This window comes from Microbacterium sp. Ag1, assembly GCF_001005635.1.
Classification (GTDB): Bacteria; Actinomycetota; Actinomycetes; order Actinomycetales; family Microbacteriaceae; genus Microbacterium; species Microbacterium oxydans.
In genome coordinates, this window is sequence record NZ_LBCR01000033.1 from 311,591 (window position 1) to 330,378 (window position 18,788).

Annotated in this window: 16 protein-coding genes; 6 read left to right on the forward strand and 10 right to left on the reverse strand. The window is 68.8% G+C overall.

Features of this window, described 5'->3' with window-relative positions:
• Positions 1-34: 34 nt before the first annotated feature.
• Entirely contained in the window at positions 35-3,442 is a 3,408-nt protein-coding gene (locus AAY78_RS16400) for a pyruvate carboxylase (RefSeq protein ID WP_046749337.1), read from the reverse strand.
• A gap of 93 nt (positions 3,443-3,535) precedes the next feature.
• Here AAY78_RS16400 and AAY78_RS16405 point away from each other — a divergent pair, with 93 nt between their 5' ends.
• Entirely contained in the window at positions 3,536-4,348 is an 813-nt protein-coding gene (locus AAY78_RS16405; RefSeq protein WP_046749338.1) for a ParA family protein, read from the forward strand.
• 75 nt (positions 4,349-4,423) lie between these two features.
• On the opposite strand, the gene AAY78_RS16410 is transcribed toward AAY78_RS16405, so the two are convergent.
• From AAY78_RS16410 to AAY78_RS16420, 3 genes are all read right to left on the reverse strand, one after another.
• Positions 4,424-4,969, reverse strand: a complete 546-nt coding sequence (locus tag AAY78_RS16410; RefSeq protein ID WP_046749339.1) for a MerR family transcriptional regulator — start codon at positions 4,967-4,969, stop codon at positions 4,424-4,426.
• 99 nt (positions 4,970-5,068) lie between these two features.
• Positions 5,069-5,755, reverse strand: a complete 687-nt coding sequence (ftsR, locus tag AAY78_RS16415) for a transcriptional regulator FtsR (RefSeq protein ID WP_046749340.1) — start codon at positions 5,753-5,755, stop codon at positions 5,069-5,071.
• The gene (locus AAY78_RS16420) at positions 5,755-6,240 is read right to left on the reverse strand and encodes an FHA domain-containing protein (RefSeq protein WP_046749341.1); all 486 of its coding nucleotides are present in this window, start codon (positions 6,238-6,240) and stop codon (positions 5,755-5,757) included. The genes ftsR and AAY78_RS16420 overlap by 1 nt, the downstream gene beginning before the upstream one ends.
• Before the next feature lie 100 nt (positions 6,241-6,340).
• Between AAY78_RS16420 and AAY78_RS16425 the strand changes: the two genes are divergently transcribed.
• Positions 6,341-6,991, forward strand: coding sequence for a copper resistance CopC family protein (locus AAY78_RS16425; RefSeq protein ID WP_046749342.1), 651 nt, complete (start codon positions 6,341-6,343; stop codon positions 6,989-6,991).
• A gap of 9 nt (positions 6,992-7,000) precedes the next feature.
• The gene (gene lpdA / locus AAY78_RS16430) at positions 7,001-8,398 is read left to right on the forward strand and encodes a dihydrolipoyl dehydrogenase (protein ID WP_046749343.1); all 1,398 of its coding nucleotides are present in this window, start codon (positions 7,001-7,003) and stop codon (positions 8,396-8,398) included.
• Positions 8,399-8,465: 67 nt separating this feature from the next.
• Here lpdA and AAY78_RS16435 read toward each other — a convergent pair whose 3' ends face one another.
• The 6 genes from AAY78_RS16435 to AAY78_RS16460 all read right to left on the reverse strand — a co-directional run bounded on the left by AAY78_RS16435 (position 8,466) and on the right by AAY78_RS16460 (position 12,867).
• The gene (locus tag AAY78_RS16435) at positions 8,466-9,584 is read right to left on the reverse strand and encodes an FAD-dependent oxidoreductase (RefSeq protein WP_046749344.1); all 1,119 of its coding nucleotides are present in this window, start codon (positions 9,582-9,584) and stop codon (positions 8,466-8,468) included.
• Positions 9,571-10,308 (reverse strand): methyltransferase domain-containing protein, encoded by a 738-nt coding sequence (locus AAY78_RS16440; RefSeq protein ID WP_046749345.1) that lies wholly within the window; start codon positions 10,306-10,308, stop codon positions 9,571-9,573. The genes AAY78_RS16435 and AAY78_RS16440 overlap by 14 nt, the downstream gene beginning before the upstream one ends.
• Complete coding sequence (locus AAY78_RS16445; protein ID WP_046749346.1) at positions 10,305-11,465, reverse strand: type III polyketide synthase; 1,161 nt, start codon at positions 11,463-11,465, stop codon at positions 10,305-10,307. The genes AAY78_RS16440 and AAY78_RS16445 overlap by 4 nt, the downstream gene beginning before the upstream one ends.
• A gap of 62 nt (positions 11,466-11,527) precedes the next feature.
• Positions 11,528-12,142, reverse strand: a complete 615-nt coding sequence (locus tag AAY78_RS16450) for a CYTH domain-containing protein (RefSeq protein ID WP_046749347.1) — start codon at positions 12,140-12,142, stop codon at positions 11,528-11,530.
• Positions 12,135-12,347, reverse strand: coding sequence for a hypothetical protein (locus AAY78_RS16455; RefSeq protein ID WP_046749348.1), 213 nt, complete (start codon positions 12,345-12,347; stop codon positions 12,135-12,137). Before AAY78_RS16455 ends, AAY78_RS16450 begins: the two co-directional genes overlap by 8 nt.
• Positions 12,348-12,396: 49 nt before the next feature.
• Complete coding sequence (locus AAY78_RS16460) at positions 12,397-12,867, reverse strand: prepilin peptidase (protein WP_046749349.1); 471 nt, start codon at positions 12,865-12,867, stop codon at positions 12,397-12,399.
• A 127-nt stretch (positions 12,868-12,994) separates the two neighbouring features.
• Between AAY78_RS16460 and AAY78_RS16465 the strand changes: the two genes are divergently transcribed.
• The 3 genes from AAY78_RS16465 to AAY78_RS16475 are packed head-to-tail and all read left to right on the forward strand — an operon-like array spanning position 12,995 to position 18,776.
• Positions 12,995-13,783: a hypothetical protein gene (locus AAY78_RS16465; protein WP_046749350.1), complete on the forward strand. Its 789-nt coding sequence runs from the start codon at positions 12,995-12,997 to the stop codon at positions 13,781-13,783.
• Positions 13,780-15,318 carry a DNA polymerase Y family protein gene (locus AAY78_RS16470; protein WP_052748818.1) on the forward strand — a complete coding sequence of 513 codons (1,539 nt, stop codon included), beginning with the start codon at positions 13,780-13,782 and terminating at the stop codon, positions 15,316-15,318. Before AAY78_RS16465 ends, AAY78_RS16470 begins: the two co-directional genes overlap by 4 nt.
• On the forward strand, positions 15,318-18,776 hold the full coding sequence (locus AAY78_RS16475) for an error-prone DNA polymerase (protein WP_046749352.1): 3,459 nt from the start codon (positions 15,318-15,320) through the stop codon (positions 18,774-18,776). Before AAY78_RS16470 ends, AAY78_RS16475 begins: the two co-directional genes overlap by 1 nt.
• Positions 18,777-18,788: the final 12 nt, after the last annotated feature.

Sequence of the window (18,788 nt, forward strand, 5' to 3'; positions counted from 1 at the left end):
TGCGCACGGATGCGCGGCCCTCGCCCGCACAAGATTAGTGCGCCGGGCGGATCACGACCAAAAGATCTCCGGCGTCCACCTGCTGCGTCTCGGCGATGGCGTGCCGCTCGATGACACCGTCGACGGGTGCGGTGATGGCCGCCTCCATCTTCATCGCCTCGATGGATGCGACCGGTTCACCGGCGTGCACGGTGGCCCCCACCTCGGCCTTCAACGTGACGACACCGGAGAACGGTGCGGCGACCTGGCCGGGAACCGAGGTGTCCGCCTTCTCCACCTCGATCGCATCGACCTTGACCGCGCGATCACGGACGAACACCGGACGAAGCTGCCCGTTGAGGGTGGTCATGACCGTGCGCATGCCCTTGTCATCCGCGTCGCCGATGGCCTCGAGTCCCACGTAGAGCCGCACGCCCCGGTCGATCTCGACCTGATGCTCCTGGCCGGCGACGAGGCCATAGAGGTAGTCGCTGGTGTCGAGCACCGAGAGGTCGCCGAACAGTTCACGGCGCTCGGCGAACTCCGCACTCGGCGCAGGGAACAGCAGGGTGTTGAGCCGCGCTCTGCGCTCAGAGCTGGTGCCGCCGAGCGCTGCTTCATCGTCCGCGGTGATCGCCGTGATCCCGGTGCGCACCGACCGTCCTGCGAGGACCTTGGTACGGAACGGCTCTGGCCATCCGCCGGGAAGGTCGCCGAGTTCACCCGCCATGAATCCGACGACCGAGTCCGGCACGTCGTACTTCTCGGGGTTGGCCTCGAAGTCGGCCGGATCGGCTTTCACCGCCGCGAGATGGAGCGCGAGGTCTCCGACGACCTTCGACGACGGCGTGACCTTGGGCACCCGCCCGAGGATGCGGTCCGCGGCGGCGTACATGTCCTCGATGAGTTCGAAGTCGTCGGCCAGACCGAGTGCCTTCGCCTGCTGCCGGAGGTTGGAGAGCTGGCCGCCGGGGATCTCGTGGTGGTAGACACGGCCCGTGGGTCCGGGCAGTCCCGACTCGAAAGGCGCATACTGGCGACGGACCGCCTCCCAGTACGGCTCCAGGTCGGAGACCGCCCCCAGGGAGATGCCGCTGTCGCGCTCCGTGTGGGAGAGCGCAGCCACCAGGGACGACAGCGAGGGCTGGCTCGTGCTCCCCGAGAGGGGTGCCGATGCGGCGTCCACCGCGTCGACGCCGGCCGCGCTGGCGGCGAGAAGCGTGGCGAGCTGGCCTCCGGGGGTGTCGTGCGTGTGCAGATGCACGGGCAGGTCGAAGCGCTCGCGCAGCGCCGTCACCAGCTTGGCCGCCGCCGCGGGTCGCAGCAGACCAGCCATGTCCTTGATGGCGATGATGTGCGCGCCAGCTTCGACGATCTGATCCGCCAGGCGCAGGTAGTAGTCGAGCGTGTAGAGGTCTTCTGCCGGATCGAGCAGGTCACCGGTGTAGCAGAGCGCGACCTCGGCGACGGCGGTCCCCGTGTTGCGGACGGCCTCGATCGCCGGACGCATCTGCTCGACGTCGTTGAGGGCGTCGAAGATGCGGAAGATGTCCACCCCGCTGGCGGCCGCCTCGGCGACGAACGCCTCGGTCACCGCGGTGGGGTACGGGGTGTATCCGACCGTGTTGCGCCCGCGCAGCAGCATCTGGATCGCCACGTTCGGGAGCGCGGCCCTGAGCTTGTCGAGTCTCTCCCAGGGGTCTTCGCCGAGGAAGCGCAGCGCGACGTCGTATGTCGCCCCTCCCCACGCCTCGACCGACAGCAACTCGGGAGTCAGCCGTGCGAGATAAGGAGCCGCGGCGACGAGGTCCTTCGTGCGCACACGCGTGGCGAGGAGGGACTGATGCGCGTCGCGGAAGGTGGTGTCGGTGATCGCCAGCGCCGTCTGCGCACGGAGACTGCGGGCGAAACCCTCCGGTCCCCGTTCGAGAAGCCTCTGGCGAGAGCCAGGAGCAGGCTCGGTCGTCAGATCGACGGAAGGAAGCTTGGCGACCGGATCGATGACGCCGGGGTGCGCACCGTGCGGCTTGTTCACCGTGACGTCGACCAGCCAGTTGAGCAGCTTCGTTCCACGGTCCTTCGAAACCCGGCCACGCAGCAGCTCTGGACGCTCATCGATGAAGGACGTGCTGACGTCACCAGCGATGAACGCGTCATCTTCCAGGAGAGCCTGGAGGAAGGGGATGTTGGTGGAGACACCCCGGATGCGGAACTCCGCGAGCGCTCGACGTGCGCGGGCGACCGCCGCAGGGAAGTCACGACCGCGGCACGTGAGCTTCGCGAGCATCGAGTCGAAGTGAGGGCTGATCTGTGCGCCCTGGTGCACCGTGCCGCCGTCGAGACGGATGCCGGCGCCTCCCGGCGAGCGGTAGGTGGTGATCTTGCCGGTGTCAGGACGGAATCCCTGAGTGGGATCCTCCGTCGTGATCCGGCATTGGAGCGCCGCTCCGCGCAGGTGCAGATTCTGCTGCTGCAGACCGAGGTCGGCGAGGGTCTGGCCGGAGGCGATGCGCATCTGGCTCTGCACGAGGTCGACGTCGGTGACCTCCTCTGTGACCGTGTGCTCGACCTGGATGCGCGGATTCATCTCGATGAAGACGACCTCGCCCGTGCGCTCCCCCGCGGTCTCCAGCAGGAACTCGACGGTTCCCGCGTTCTCGTAGCCGATCGACCGGGCGAAGGCCACGGCGTAGCCGTGCAGCGCCGTCCGCACGCTGTCGTCGAGGTTCGGCGCCGGAGCGATCTCCACGACCTTCTGGTGGCGCCGCTGCACCGAGCAGTCGCGCTCGAACAGGTGGACCGTCTCACCCGTCTTGTCGGCGAGGATCTGCACCTCGATGTGCCGAGGGCGCACGACCGCCTGCTCGAGGAACATCCGGGCGTCGCCGAATGCGCTCGCAGCTTCCCGCATGGCCTCCGCGAGAGCGGGCGCGAGATCACCTGCCGTCTCGACACGACGCATCCCGCGGCCTCCACCACCGGCCACGGCCTTGGCGAACAGCGGGAAGCCGATCTCCGCCGACTGGGCGACGAGTGCATCGACGTCGTCGGAGGCTTCTGTGGATCGCAGCACCGGCACTCCGGCCTCGACCGCGTGCCGCTTCGCCTCGACCTTGTTCCCCGCCATCTCGAGCACATTCGAGGGTGGGCCGATGAACACGATGCCGTTCGCTGCGGCCTTCTCGGCGAGCTCCGGGTTCTCGGAGAGGAACCCGTACCCGGGGTAGATCGCATCGGCGCCGGACTCCAGCGCGACCCGGATGATCTCGTCGACATCGAGGTAAGCACGGACGGGGTGACCGCGTTCGCCGATCTCATAGGCCTCATCGGCCTTCAGCCGATGCACGGAGCCGCGATCTTCGTAGGGGAACACCGCGACGGTGCGCGCTCCCACTTCGACTGCCGCACGGAAGGCACGGATCGCGATCTCGCCGCGATTCGCCACAAGGATCTTCTGGAACATGCACACCTCTGGAAGCTCGATGCGCAGCTTTTTCGATGCGCATGGGGCGGGGCTGAGTGTTCCCCCAGCCTAGGGGAAGGTAACGTTGTCTCCGTGCACGTACTCAGCGTCAGCTCTCTCAAGGGAGGCGTCGGCAAGACGACCGTGACACTCGGGCTGGCCTCAGCGGCTTTCGCCCGAGGAGTCCGGACGCTCGTCGTCGACCTCGACCCGCAGTCCGACGTCTCCACCGGGATGGACATCCAGGTGGCCGGACGACTCAACATCGCCGATGTCCTGGCGAACCCGAAGGAGAAGGTCGTCCGTCAGGCGATCACGTCCAGCGGGTGGGCGAAGGTGCACCCCGGGACGATCGATGTCCTCATCGGCAGCCCCTCCGCGATCAATTTCGACGGCCCGCACCCGAGCGTGCGCGACGTGTGGAAGCTGGAAGAGGCTCTCGCATCCGTCGAGTCCGAGTACGACCTCGTGCTCGTCGACTGCGCACCGTCGCTGAACGCCCTGACCCGCACGGCGTGGGCGGCGAGCGACCGCGTCATGGTCGTCACCGAGCCCGGCCTCTTCTCCGTCGCCGCAGCCGACCGTGCCCTCCGCGCGATCGAGGAGATCCGCCGCGGTCTCTCGCCGCGACTCCAGCCGCTCGGCATCGTGGTGAACCGCGTGCGTCCGCAGTCCATCGAGCACCAGTTCCGCATCAAGGAGCTCCGCGACATGTTCGGCCCTCTCGTGCTCTCCCCCCAGCTTCCGGAACGCACGTCTCTGCAGCAGGCGCAGGGCGCCGCCAAGCCCCTACACATCTGGCCGGGCGACTCCGCTCAGGAACTCGCCGCCGACTTCGACCAGCTGCTCGACCGCATCATCCGCACCGGACGCATCGCCGTGCCCGAGAGCGGTCAGCAGAGCTGACACCTCCGACGCATACAGCGAAACGGCCACCCTCTTCGAGGACGGCCGTTTTCTGTCTGTGGGTGAGGCGCTGTATCACGCCGAGCGCTTGGTCCGGCGAGCCGACAGCTCGTCGACGGGGTCGGGCGCCGTCGCGTCGAAGGAGACGAGCGTCGACTCCACCTCGCGGAGGACCTTGCCGACGGCGATGCCGAACACACCCTGCCCGCGGCTGACGAGGTCGATGACCTCGTCGTTCGACGTGCAGAGGTAGACCGAGGCTCCGTCGCTCATGAGCGTGGTTCCGGCCAGGTCGCGGATACCGGCACGCCGGAGCTCTTCGACGGCCGTGCGGATCTGCTGCAGCGAGATGCCGGTGTCGAGAAGGCTCTTCACCAGCTTGAGGACGAGGATGTCACGGAAGCCGTAGAGACGCTGCGAGCCGGAGCCGTTCGCGCCGCGCACGGTGGGCTCGACCAGCTCGGTGCGCGCCCAGTAGTCGAGCTGACGGTAGGTGATACCGGCGGCACGCGCTGCGACCGCACCACGGTAGCCGACCTCGTCATCCATGGCCGGGAGTCCGTCGGTGAAGAGGAGTTCGGGTACGAACCGCGGGTCGCCTGCGAGCTCATCCGCATTCATCTGAAATCCTCTCTGGAACGGTTTCTTCCACGGTAGAGCAGTGCCAGGGCACCGGCAATCACATCCGTGTGGCCGCGAAGGTGTGTCGCAATCAGTTCGTTACGAAAGCACGCGCGAGAGCGCATCCTTGACGAAGAGCGATCGCACCTCGTCGATGCGCGAGGCCAGTTCGGGGGCGAGTTCGCTGGCCTTCGCCCGTGACGCGGCGTCGGTCCGGCGCAGCAGCGCGGACATGGCGGATTCGATCAGGGCGACCTCACGTTCGGCGCCCTGACGCAGCGAGCGCAGGTGCCGTGGCTCGATGCCGTGGCGGTCGAGCGCGACCAGGCCGCGCAGCAGCGTCACGGTCGCCTCGGGATAGCTCTCCTGCGCGGTGATGACCCCTGTGCTGATCGCGTCGTTGAGAAGCTGCGGTCCCGCTCCCGCCGCGGCGAGGAGTTCGTCTCGGCGATAGCGACGGGGCGACGGGGCGATGGACGGCGGTGGCAGCAGCGGGGTCGAGTCCCCGGCGGCATCGGCCTCGTCGAGTTGCTCGCGGATCACGCTCAACGGAAGGTAGTGATCGCGCTGCAGGGTGAGCCCGAGACGGAGACGCTCGATGTCGGACGCCGAGAACTTCCGGTAGCCGGAGTCCGTGCGAGAAGGACTGACGATGCCCTGCACCTCGAGGAACCGCAGTTTGCTGGAGGTCAGGTCGGGAAACTCCGGGGTGAGCCTCGCGAGCACCTGACCGATACTCAGCAGGCCCGCGGACGCAGAGCGTTCGCGGGCGGGAGAGGCCGCCATCAGGCGTTCGCCGCCTGGCGGTCCTGCGGGGAGGCGAAGAAGTTCAGACGGAACTTGCCGACGCGGAGTTCGGAGCCGTCAGCCAGAGTGCTGCGGTCGACGCGCTCACCGTTGACATAGGTGCCGTTGAGCGAGCGCTGGTCGATGATCTCGAACGTCGATCCCGTGCGGGTGATCTCCGCATGCCGACGGGAGACGGTCACATCGTCGAAGAAGATGTCGGCCTCGGGGTGGCGACCCACGGTCGTCACATCGGTGTCGAGGAGGTACCGTGCCCCGGCGAGAGCGCCGGAACGGACCAGCAGAAGAGCCGATCCTGCAGGCAGCGCGGCGATGGCCGTCTGCTCGACGTCGGTGAGCTCCACACCGAACGGCACGAAGGACAGATCGGAATCGTGTCCGAACGTCTGCGTCACGTCGTGTCTCTGCTCACCGGAACGGTGGATCGCGGCTTCTCCGGCCGGTCGGCTGTCGCTGTCAGTCACTGTGCCCTCCTGGTTGTCCAGACTAACGGATGCCGAGGGGCTCGCGGGAGGGCGCATCCACACTCAGCCGTCCCATACCGAGGATTCATAGGCTGTACTCGTGAAGACCAAAGCTCTGAGCCGCTCGGCCGCACCGATCGCCCTCGCCGCGACCCTGCTCGCCGCCTTCCTCGTGTTCCTCTCCCCGCTGTCGGCCTCGGCGCACGACGCGCTCGTCTCGTCGTCACCGGCAGCCGACGAGTCGGTCGAGACGGTCCCCGACACGCTGACCCTCACCTTCAGCGCGAAGCTGATCGGCGGCGAGGGCGCGACCGAGGTCGTCGTGACCGACCCCGCGGGGAGCCCGATCACGGACGGGCCGGCGACGGTCGACGGTGCGATCGTCACGCAGCCCCTGCAGGGCGCGGGACCGGCCGGTGCCTATCATGTGATCTGGAAGGTGGTGTCGAGCGACGGGCACCCCACCTCCGGCGAGTACTCCTTCACCGTGACCGTGGGGGACGAAGGAGCCGCCACGGAGGAGCCCAGCGCCGCACCGACGACGGCCGCGCCGACCGCGGAGCAGACGGCATCCCCCGAGGTGACGAGCACGCCGACCGCGAACGCGGATGACGAGGCGGGTGGATCGGCGGCGATCTGGATCGTCGCGATCCTCGCTGTGCTCGTGGTCGCCGGCGTGGTCGTCTGGATCGTCATGAGCCGCCGCCGAGGCGCGGCCGCGACCGATTCCGACACCCCCTCGGAGCGATAGGCTTAAGGCATGCCACACTACGACGTCGTCATCCTTGGTGCAGGTCCTGGCGGATACGTCGCTGCGGTTCGCAGCGCGCAGCTCGGTCTCTCCACCGCCATCATCGAGGAGAAGTACTGGGGTGGTGTCTGCCTCAACGTCGGCTGCATCCCTTCCAAGGCGCTCCTGAAGAACGCGGAGCTCGCGCACACCCTGAACCACAAGGCCGACTTCTTCGGGATCTCCGGTGAGTTCACGATCGACTTCGGCAAGGCGTTCGACCGCAGCCGCGAGGTCGCGGAGGGTCGCGTCAAGGGCATCCACTTCCTGATGAAGAAGAACAAGGTGACCGAGTACAACGGTCGCGGCACCTTCACCGGCCCCAAGGCGATCTCGGTCGCCAAGGCCGACGGCTCCACCGAAGAGGTCACGTTCGACAACGTGATCATCGCCACCGGCTCCAAGGTGCGTCTGCTCCCCGGTGTCACGCTCAGCGAGAACGTCGTCACCTACGAAGAGCAGATCATGACCCGGGACCTGCCCGAGTCGATCGTCATCGTCGGCGCCGGCGCCATCGGCATGGAGTTCGCCTACGTCCTGACGAACTACGGCGTCAAGGTGACCATCATCGAGTTCCTCGACCGCGCACTCCCCAACGAGGATGCGGACGTGTCGAAGGAGATCACGAAGCAGTACAAGAACTACGGCGTCGACATCCTCACCTCGACCAAGGTCGAGTCGGTCGTCGACAACGGCTCGTCCGTCACCGTCACCTACACCGGCAAGGACGGACAGCAGTCGTCGATCGAGGCCGGCAAGGTTCTCATGTCGGTCGGGTTCGCCCCGAACATCGAGGGCTTCGGCCTGGAGAAGACCGGCGTGAAGCTGACCGAGCGCGGCGCGATCGACATCGACGACCACATGCGCACCAATGTGGAGGGCATCTACGCGATCGGCGATGTGACCGCCAAGCTGCAGCTCGCCCACGTGGCCGAGGCCCAGGGTGTGGTCGCGGCCGAGACCATCGGCGGCGCCGAGACCCAGACGCTGGGCGACTACCGCATGATGCCGCGTGCGACGTTCTGCTCCCCGCAGGTCGCCTCGTTCGGCCTCACCGAGCAGCAGGCCAAGGACGAGGGACGCGAGATCAAGGTCGCGACCTTCCCGTTCATGGCGAACGGCAAGGCACACGGCCTCGGCGAGCCGGTCGGCTTCGTCAAGCTGATCGCCGACGCCGAGCACCTCGAGCTCATCGGCGCGCACATGATCGGCCCCGATGTGTCGGAGCTCCTCCCCGAGCTGACGCTCGCACAGAAGTGGGACCTCACGGCTCTCGAGCTGGCCCGCAACGTGCACACGCACCCGACGCTGTCGGAGGCGCTGCAGGAGGGCTTCCACGGCCTCGCTGGCCACATGATCAACTTCTGATCGAGACTCCGCAGAAGGCCCGGTCCGCGCACAGCGGACCGGGCCTTCTGCATCCCCGGAGCCGGCGTCAGATCCCGCGCATCGTGAGCAGACCCGTCGTCCAGCCCCGCAACGGCGCCGAACCGAGGGCGCGCATCACCAGCTCCCTGCCCCGCACGACCGCAGCCGGCGCCGGCGCGCCCATCGACATGTAGAACCTCGAGCGTCGTCCGGCCATGGCGGCAGCCCGGCGCACGCGATGGTCGTAGGCGGCGAGGTCGGGAACCCGTGTCGGGAGGGAACGGACGAGCTGCTCGGCGAGGCGCACGGCGTCGGCCCACCCCAGGTTCATCCCCTGCCCTCCGATCGGGCTGACCTCGTGCGCGGCATCGCCCAGGAGCACGGCCCTCCCCCGATGCACCCGTGTGGCCATGTGCTGCGCGGCGACGAACGACGCCGGTTGCGCGCCCACCGGGAGCTCGAGGTCGATTCCGGTGCGCTGCCGGACGGCCGTGCGGAAGCCCGCTGCGGAACCGACCCCCTCGTCCCCCTCCCTCACCACCCATCGGCGCCGCCCACCCGGCAGCGGGAAGCACTCGACGAGTCCATCCGGCTCGCAGTGCAGGATCGCGCGGTCACCCGGAGTCTCGTCGTGCACGTCGAGCATCGAATACGACCCGCGCCCCGGCCGAGGACGCCAGCCGATCCGCAGGTCACCGCGCAGTCGGCTCCGCACCCCGTCGGCGACCACCACCATCGATGCGGTGACCTCGCGTGATCCTTCGATCGTCTCCGTCGCGACGACGACCTCGTCATTGGTCTGGCGCACCTCGCGCACCTCGCAGCCGACGACCAGAGCGTCGGGAGCGAGCGCGCGCAGACGGGCGCGCAGCACCGCATCCGTGTGAGGTTGCGGAAGCACCAGGACCGGGCGGTCGCGGTCGAAGGTCAGCGTCGCCAGAGTCCGCCGACGGCTACGCACCTCGCCGCCCGCGAGTCGCAGCGCCTCCGCCCGCACCTCGCCGCCGACCCCTGCCGCGTCCAGGGCATCCAGGCCGGGACGGTGGATGCCGATGGCTCTGGTCCGGTCGTCGGTCCCCGTCCGCCGCTCGCAGATCGTCACCCGCAGCCCCTCCTGCGCCAACAGACAGGCCAGCAGCAGACCGACAGGACCCGCACCGACGATCAGGACGTCATGTTCGGGCATGCGCTCCCACCCACCGCAGCTCCAGTCGAGAGGGCACGCCGCCGCGGACGACCCATCCGGGAGGAGCGATCGCCCTGAGCTCGGCCGTCGTGTACGAGCGGCGGATGCTGATGAGACCGTCCTCACGGATGAACGAGTCCGCGAGGAGGGTGCTCGAGATCGTCCAGGTGGCTGCGGAGAACAGCGCATGAGCAGTGCGGCTCCGAGCGATGTCACGGTGCGAGACCATCCCGCCGGGAGCGACGAGCCGCACGGAGTCGTCGAGCACCGTCCGCAGCTCGGCATCGTCGAGATGATGCAGCACGTGATTGGACAGCACCATGTCGTAGATCTCTCCCGCAGCCACCAGCTCGGTCGTGAGGGCACGACGGTAGCGGATGCCCGCGCCGCGATCGTGCGCCGATGCCCAGCGGATCGCCCGCACGTCGGCGTCGAGCGCGGTGACCTCTGCATCGAAGCCGTCCCGACGCAGTCTCCAGGCGAGCAGCCGACAGAGATCTCCCCCACCCGCACCGATGTCGAGGATACGCAAGGCGCGCGACTGCTCCCTGGCGTGCGCGGCCCGTGGCCGGACGTCACGCCGGTAGAGGCTACCCGGGCGGGAGACCAGAGCGTTCACGAACCCGAACCGCCCATAGGTCCGGGCCAGCATCCGTGCATCGGCGTCCGGGACGTCCATCAACTCGCGGGTGTCGACGTCCCGCGTCGCGAGAGGCCGGGTCATGAACGAGGCGGTGCCACGACGGTCATCAGCGCGCTCTCGGCGGTCAGCCCCGGCCCGAAAGCCATCGCGGAGACGCGGTCACCGGCACGGGCACCCTCCTCCTCGAGGATCCGTTTCAGGATGAACAGCACGGTCGCGCTGGACATGTTGCCGTTGTTCCGCAGCACCTCCCTGGCCGGGTGCAGTTGAGCGTCGCTGAGGTTCAGCCGCTCCTGAACCTTGTCGAGGATGCTGCGTCCGCCCGGATGGATGGCCCAATGCTGCACGGCTTCCCCCACGCCGCCGCCTTCGAAGGCCTGCCCGAGGTCCTCTTCCGGACTGTACAGCGGCCGGAGCGCACCGATGATGGTCTCGCCGATGATCTGCGGGACGGCCGTGGAGAGGATCATCTCGAAACCGGTGTCTCCGATCGTCCAGGCCATGTCCTTCTCGCCCTCCGGCGCGATCGCGGTGTGGAAGCGATCCAGGCGCAGTGCGGGAACCGGGGAGGGAAGGTCGCGTGCCGTGACGATTCCGGCGGCCGCACCGTCGGCGAACAGCGAAGACGCGACGATCGTGTCGGGGTTCTCCGAGGTGCGAAGGTGAAGGGTGCACAGTTCGACGCTCACGACCAGGACGACCGCGTTCTCGTCCGCGGCGCAGAACTGACTCGCGGCCCGGAGCGCCGGCATCGACGCATAGCAGCCCATGAATCCGAAGTGGAAGCGCTGCACGGCATCGGAGAGGCCGAGCGCGCGCACGATCTCGTACTCGGGACCAGGGGCGTGGAACCCGGTGCAGGAGACCGTGATGACGTGTGTCACATCGGCGGGGCGGAGGTCGGGGTCGGCGTCGATCGCCCGCCGCGCGGCCTCGACGAAGAGCACGGTGGCCTCACGGGTGTAGAAGTCGTTGCGCGCTTTCGTGCCCGGAGCGAGCAGCATGCCCGTTCGGCGGTCGAAGAAGACGGGGTCGGTGACGTCCGAATCGGGTGACAGCTCATCGATCACCGTGTGGCGGGTGTCGATGCCCGAGACGTTGAACGAGGTCGTGACGATCCGTTGCGCGAGTCTTCCCAGGTCGGGCTGCTGTGCGAAGACGTCACGCACCTGCTCCTGCACGAGAACGGTGTCGGGGACGATCGTCTGCAGCGATCGAAGCACAGGCGTTCGGCTCATGGTGTCACTCAAGCACTGCGCACCGCTCGGGGGGAAGGGGTTGCGCCCGAGCGCTGTCCGCCCTAGACGCCGAGAGCTCTGGCGAGCTTCGACCCCGACGCCGACTCCGTGCCTCCGGCAGCAGCCACCGCCTGCTCCACCGCGTCGAAGAACGCGGTGCGTCCCGCCTCATCGGAGGGCGCGGCTGGACCGAGTTCCATCTCCCACTCACGCCATTCGCGCGTCACGTTCCCGCGCAGATCGGTCGCTCGCACCCGATCGTCGACGAACTCGGCGACCACCCCGTGCGGGCCGCTGAGCAGATAGGCGGTGCGGTCGTTCTCGATCCGGGCGAGCGGGGTGAGCGGAGCTGTCGTCCATTCGGAGATGGTCTCGGCCACGGCGGGAGGGAGCGTGTCGCCCTCTCCCAGCGGCCAGCCGAGTTCGAGTCGACCGTCTCCCTGTCGCGACCCCTTCACGTGCCAGCCCTCGTCGGGGCCGCCGGTGCGACGACGCAGCGCCACTCCGGCACGCGAGAGAGTGCCCTCAGCGGTGTCGAAGTACCGGGCGTCCAGGGCGCGGACCTCTCCGGTGCTGACCGCCTCGACGCCGGGGATCCTCTCCCACCGGGGCAACGGGGTCTCGAGGTCGACGTCGTACTTGCGCTCGACCTCGACCGTGCGGGACGGCTCAGTCATCCTCGAGGGTGAGGTCCTCGAGCGACTCCTCGAACCAGTAGTCGACCTCGGTGGGACCGTCGCCCTCTCCAGTGTTCTGCGGTTCGCCGCGGCGGTTGTACACCACCTGCGTCTCGCTGTAGGGGACGATCAGCTTGTCGTCCGCGTCGCCGAGGGGGATGATCTGCCCGTCGAGCGGGCCGCCGTGAAGTCGTGCGAGTGCCATGTGCTCAGGGTAGCCCCGTCGTCGCAGAATGCGGGCGAGGCGTGCAGGTTCAGCCGAAGGCGACTCCGAGCAGGGCGCCGGCGATCATCCAGGGCCCGAAGGCGATGCGGGTCGCTCCGTCGGCTCTGCGCAGCAGGATGAGCACCAGCGCATAGAGCGCGCCCAGCACGAATGCCGAGGCCGCCCCGATCATCAGCGCCTGCCAGCCGTGCCATCCCAGCACCAGGCCGATGACGGCGGCGAGCTTCACGTCTCCCCCGCCCATCCCCGCGCGGCTGACCATCCGCAGCACGGCATAGAAACCACCGAGGAGCACAAGGCCGATAGCGGCGCGCACGGACGACGCCCACTGCCCTGCGGCGAGAGCATCGATCGACACGAGCACCAGGAGGACACCGAGCGTCGGCAGCACGATCCGATCGGGGAGACGGTGAGTGCGGGCGTCGATCACGATGAGCCAGCCTCCGACACCGATCAAGGCAGCATGCACGAGCGCGATGAGCGTGAGCCGGATGTCCATCCCGGCAGGTTAGGAGATCGAGGGAGCACTCTCCGACAGCCTGTGGACAACCCCCTGGCGAATGTCCGATGTACGAACTATCGTCGATCAGACGACTTGTTATATTAGAATATATCTTCGAGAAAGGATGCAGGTGATCGGGCTCGACGCAATCGCCTCGCTCTCCCCCGCGGGCGACTCCCGTGCGGGAGAAGTGCTGCGGCTGCGTCGCGAGATCAGCCGGATGCAACGACGGCGCAGCGAACAGGCGCTGCTGCCCCTCGACCCTGCTTTCGCCTCACTCCTTCCGGAAGGGGGACTGCAGACCGGCACCTCCTACTCCGTGTCCCCTTCACCGAGCCTCGTCCTCGCGCTGCTCGGCGCCGCGTCGCAGAAGGGGCTGTGGTGCGCCGTGGTCGGCATGCCGACCCTCGGCGTGGAAGCCGCAGCCGCATTCGGCATCGACCTCGCCCGCCTGATCCTCGTACCGACGCCGGGAGATCGCTGGCTCGCCGCGACATCCGCTCTGGCCGAGGTCGTGCCCCTGATCGTCGTCTCCCCCGGCTCACGCGCACGAGACGCCGATGTCGCCCGGTTGAGCGCTCGTCTGCGCGATCGCGGTTGCACACTCCTCGTCACCGAGACACCGGGGGCGGAGCGCTGGCCACAGAGCGAAGGAACCATACGCCTGCATGACCCGCACTGGCACGGACTCGGCGCCGGATGGGGACTGCTCTCGGACTGCACGGTCACGGTGACCGCCCGGACACGGCACAGCCCTCGTCCGTCGAGCGTGCGCGTGCAGCTGCCAGGAGGACATGGTGCGGTCGAGACCGTCGGAGCCGAGCTCACCGCGCTGCCGGCGCTCGCTCCGGAGACCGCCATATCGAGCGGATCCCCGCCACCTGAACTCCTGCGATGGGCGGAAGCCGGATGAACAGCCCGCTCCGTGTGCTGGTGCTGTGGTTCCCCGATTGGCCGATGCGGGCGGCGCTCGGCATCGCTCCCCCGCACCCGCCCACCGCCCTGGTGCAGGCGAACACGATCGTCGCCTGCACCGCGTCCGCCAGGGAGCACGGTGTGCGCACCGGTCAGCGCCGCAGGATCGCGCAGGGGCACCTCGCCTCTTTGCGCGTGCTCCCCCACGATCCCGACCGCGACGAGCGGGCCTTCCTGCCGGTGCTGCACCTGATCGAGAAGCATGCGCCAGGGGTCACGCTGCTGCGACCGGGACTCGCGATCCTCCGCGCCAGAGGCATCTCCCGCTATCACGGAGGAGAGACGGAAGCCGCCGAAGCCCTCACCGCCGTCCTGGCCGATGCAGGGTTCCCCGAGGTGCGGGTCGGCGTCGCCGACGGCCCGTTCACGGCTGAGATCGCGGCGCGCGGCACCGCGCCCTGCACTGTGGTGCCGCAGGGGGCGTCCGGAGAGTTCCTGGCACCGTATCCCGTCCAGGTGCTGCGCGACGAGCAGATCGCCGGACTCCTCGTCAGGCTCGGCGTGCGCACGCTCGGTGAATTCGCATCCCTCACCGCGCTCGACGTGCGCGACCGTTTCGGCGAGCACGGCGCCCGCTTGCACGCCCTCGCCGCCGGTGCCGACTCCCGTCCGCTGACGCCGCGCCCGCCCGATCCGGAGCTGGTGCGGGCCATCGAGTTCGACTTCCCGCTGGGGGGAACGGACCAGGTGGCCTTCGCGGTGCGTCAGACGGCGGACGCGGTGATGCTCGCTCTGGGCGACGCCTCCCTCGTCTGCACGGAGGTGCGGATCGATCTGACCGACGACAACGGTGCCGTCTTCTCCCGGTCCTGGCTGCATCCGACCTGTTTCGACGCCTCCGACCTCGTCGACCGGGTGCGCTGGCAGCTGGAATCCCTGGCCGCGCAGTCCGCGAAGGAGCCGGTCGACGAGGCGCGGGCGTTCGGCGGCATCGTGGCGGTGCGGATCGTTCCCGCGGCCGTGGACGATGCCGCGCACCACCAGCCGGGGCTCTTCGGCTCCGGCACGGATGAACGTCTGCACCATGCGGTCTCGCGCGTGCAGACCATGCTGGGCCATCAGGGCGTGGTCACCGCCGCCGTCGCCGGTGGTCGCTGGCTCGCGGATCGCCAGGTGCTCACCCCGTGGGGAGAGCGCACCGTCCCGCCCCGCGACCCCGGCTCCCCGTGGCCGGGGAGCCTTCCCGACCCCCTGCCGGCCGAGGTCTTCCGACCGCCGAGACCCATCGGCGTGGTCGCTGCGGACGAGAGCACCATCAGCGTCGATGAGCGGGGTTCGCTCTCGAACGACCCTGCCCGCATCGACGGATCCGCCGTGCAGGCCTGGGCAGGACCCTGGCCCGTGCACGAACGACGCTGGGCGCCAGGGGGCGGGAAGCGGGGACACCGGCTCCAGATCGTCGACGACGACGACCGTGCGTGGTTGGTGTTCTGCACCGGCGAGCGCTGGTGGGCCGAGGGGAGGTACCGCTGATGGGCTGGCACAATCCGCCCCTGTCCTGGAACGATCTGGAGCGCACCCTCAGCGGCGAGGAGTCGCGCCCCCCGGTCGCCGAGCCACGAGGGCAGCGGACGGATCCGGGACCGGTGAGCCGCCGGCGCAAGCGCACTCCCCCCGTCGCCGTCCCCCGTCCCGCGGACGCGGTCCCCTACGCCGAGTTGCATGCTCATTCGTCGTACTCGTTCCTCGACGGGGCGTCGTCCCCCGAAGACCTCCTCGCAGAGGCCGAGCGACTCGGCCTGACCGCTCTCGCCCTCACCGACCACGACGGCTTCTACGGAGCCGCGCGCTTCGCCGAGGTGGCCGATCTCATGGAGAGCCCGCTGCAGACGGTGTTCGGGGCAGAGCTGTCGCTCGACCTGCCGGCGCCGCAACGGGGTTCCGCGGATCCCGCAGGCGAGCACCTGCTGGTCCTCGCACGAGGCATGGAGGGATATCACCGACTCTCGGGGGCGATCACTTCTGCGCAGCTGCGGGGAGGTGAGAAGGGGCGCCCGGTCTACGACCTGGACGATCTCGTGGCACGCGCGGACGGGCACTGGACGATCCTGACCGGATGCCGGAAGGGCGCCGTGCGTCGCGGACTCGAAGCGGGGGACGCGGGCACGCCGCTGCGGTCGCTCGTCGACCTGTTCGGAAGCGACAACGTCGTCGTCGAGCTCTTCGATCACGGCGACCCCCTCGACACTCGACGCAACGACGCTCTCGCCGACCTGGCGCGTCGGATGCGGCTGCCGGTGGTCGCGACCAACAACGTGCACTACGCCACACCGGCACAGGCGCCGCTCGCCGAGGCCGTGGCCGCGGTCCGCGCGGTGCGCAGCATGGACGAGCTCGACGGCTGGCTGCCCGCGCACGGAGGGGCGCATCTGCGCAGCGGTGCGGAGATGTCGGCGCGCTTCCAGCGGCACCCCGGGGCGATCTCGTACGGGCTCGAGCTGGCCGCGGCCTCGGCCTTCCCGCTTCGCCTGGCTCGACCGGCCCTGCCGCAGCAGAAGGTTCCGGAGGGGCACACTCCGATGACCTGGCTGCGTCACCTGGTGTGGGAGGCCGTGCCGTCGAAGTATCCACGACTGGACGATGACGGCCGGCACCGGATCGCCCGCGAGCTCGACGTGATCGAGGAGAAGGACTTCCCCGGGTACTTCCTGATCGTGCACGGCATCGTCGCGGAGGCCCGGAGGCGCGGCATCCTCTGCCAGGGCAGGGGGTCGGCTGCGGCGAGCGCGGTCTGCTACCTGCTGGGCATCACCGCGGTCGATCCGATCCTCTACCGTCTGCCCTTCGAGCGGTTCCTCGCGACCACGCGGACGGAGGAGCCGGACATCGACGTCGACTTCGACTCCGACCGCCGTGAGGAGATCATCCAGTGGGTGTACGCGGAGTACGGGAGGGAGCGGGCTGCCCAGGTGGCGAACGTCATCCAGTACCGCCCCAAGAATGCGGTGCGCGACATGGCCAGGGCTCTCGGGCACTCCCCGGGCCAGCAGGATGCCTGGTCCCGCCAGGTCGACGGCTGGGGAGCGGGACTGGAACCCGCAGAGGGGCACGACATCCCCGAGAACGTGCTCGCCTACGCCGGAGAGCTGCTGAAGGCGCCACGACATCTCGGCATCCACTCCGGGGGCATGGTGCTCACCGCGCGCCCCGTCGGAGAGGTCGTTCCTGTGGAGCACGCCCGCATGGAGAACCGCACGGTCATCCAGTGGGACAAGGACGATGCCGCCTTCATGGGGTTGGTGAAGTTCGATCTGCTGGGACTCGGGATGCTCGCCGCCCTCCAGCACTGCTTCGACCTGATCCGGGAGACCACGGGTGAGGAGTGGACGCTCGAGACGATCCCGAAGGAGGAGGCCGGCGTCTACGACATGCTCTGCCGCGCGGACTCGATCGGCGTCTTCCAGGTGGAATCCCGCGCACAGATAGGGTTGCTCCCCCGCCTGCAACCGCGGAGCTTCTACGACCTCGCCATCCAGATCGCCCTCATCCGGCCCGGCCCCATCCAGGGCGGGGCCGTGCACCCGTTCGTCCGGCGCAAGATGGCGAAGGACCGCGTCGACGAGGAGAACCGGGAACGGGTGTCGCGGGGGGAACCGCCGGCGGAGTTCACCATCCCCTACCCGCACAGCGATCTGGAGGACATCCTGAAGCGCACGCTGGGCATCCCGATCTTCCAGGAACAGCTCATCCAGATGGCCACCGCCGTGGGCGACTGCACAGCGGACGAAGCCGATCTGCTGCGCCGGGCCATGGGCTCCAAACGAGGCCTCGAGAAGATCGAGAAGGTCAGGGACAAGCTGTATGCGGGGATGGCGAGGCGCGGGCTCGTCGACGAGGCGGCGGATCGCATCTATGCGCAGATCCAGGCGTTCTCCAACTTCGGTTTCGCCGAATCGCACTCGCTGTCGTTCGCACTCCTCGTCTATGCCAGCTCCTGGTTGAAGCTGCACTACCCCGCCGCGTTCCTCGCGGGACTCCTGCGCTCGCAGCCCATGGGCTTCTACTCCGCCGCGACCCTGACCGCGGATGCCCGACGGCACGGAGTGGAAGTGCGCCGCCCCGATCTGCATCTCTCCGGTGCGATGGAGCTGCTGGAGCCGCTCTCCTCGGACACCCCGAGAGGGCCGACCGGCCAGGTTCCGTGCCTGAGCGTCCCTCAGCCGCCGGTCCTGCGCTTCGACAGGTCTGCCGCGGATGAATCCGCCGCGCACCGCAGAGACAGCGGGTCCGCTGTGCGGCTGGGGCTCGGCGGCATCCGTGGGATCGGCATGGCGATGGCCGAGAAGATCGTCGCCGAGCGCGAAGCGAACGGCCTCTATCGGGACCTGAACGACCTGGTCAGACGCACGGATGCCACGGCCGCCCAGCTGGAGGCACTCGCCACCGCCGGGGCCTTCGACTGTCTGGGCCTGGAACGCCGGGAGGCCATCTGGATGGCGGGAGCCGCCGCCGAGGATCGCTCCCGTTTCCTCCCCGGGACCACGGTCGCGGTGCAGCCGCCCCTGTTCGCCGATCAGAGCAGCTACGAGCGACTCTCCGCCGACCTGTGGGCGACCGGGGTGTCGACCGACGACCATCCCCTGACGCACTTCCGGGAGGCTCTGCGCGCTCGCGGCGTGCTGACAGCGGTCGACCTGCAGAGGCACGAGGCGGGTCGACGCATCGAGGTCGCCGGGCTCGTCACCCATCGTCAACGACCGGCCACGGCTTCCGGGATCACCTTCGTGAACCTCGAGGACGAGAGCGGGCTGGTGAACGTCGTCTGCTCGGCCGGGGTCTGGAACCGCTACCGCCGCGTGGCCCGAGACTCACCGGCGCTCATCATCCGCGGCATCCTGGAACGATCGGCCGAGGGCGTGGTCAATGTGCTGGCCGATGGGTTCGAGGATCTGCGCACCGGTCTCACGCATCGCTCCAGAGACTTCCGGTGACGATGCGTGCCG